Origin of the sequence: Mesorhizobium sp. M00.F.Ca.ET.216.01.1.1 (assembly GCF_004010325.2) — a bacterium.
Lineage (GTDB): Bacteria > Pseudomonadota > Alphaproteobacteria > Rhizobiales > Rhizobiaceae > Mesorhizobium.
On record NZ_SADR02000107.1, the window covers coordinates 1 to 503 of the forward strand.

Annotated in this window: 1 pseudogene; it reads left to right on the forward strand. The window is 66.4% G+C overall.

Annotated elements, in window-relative coordinates:
* Window positions 1-503, forward strand: a pseudogene (locus EN859_RS35250) (glycoside hydrolase family 2 protein); the annotation flags it as partial.

Below are 503 nucleotides of genomic sequence, written 5' to 3' on the forward strand. Positions count from 1 at the left end.
ATGGCGTGGGCGCCTACCAGCGTCCGCTCGACGACGTGCGCCGCTCGCAGGTGCGCTTTGCCGCCGAGTGCCTTGCCTTTGCGAACGTGCCTGACGACGCAACGTTGCACGAGGCGTTGGGTACGATCCATCCGCACGATCCGCGCTGGAAAGCGGCCGTGCCGCGCGATCCTGGCGCCGGCTGGGATTTCGACGACGTGCGCGACCACTATCTTCAGACGCTCTACGGTGTGGACCCGGCGCGCTTGCGGTATGAAGACCCCATGCGCTATCTGGCGTTGTCTCGCGCGCTCGTCGCGGAAGTGATGGGCGAAGTATTCGCCGAATGGCGCAGGGCCGGATCGGGATGCGGCGGCGGACTCGTCTGGCAGTTGCAGGACCTGCGGCCCGGAGCAGGCTGGGGGCTAATAGACGCCACAGGAAGGCCTAAAAGCGCGCTGCACGGCCTCACGCGCATGCTGCAACCCATTCAGGTGCTCTTCACCGACGAAGGCCTCAACGGG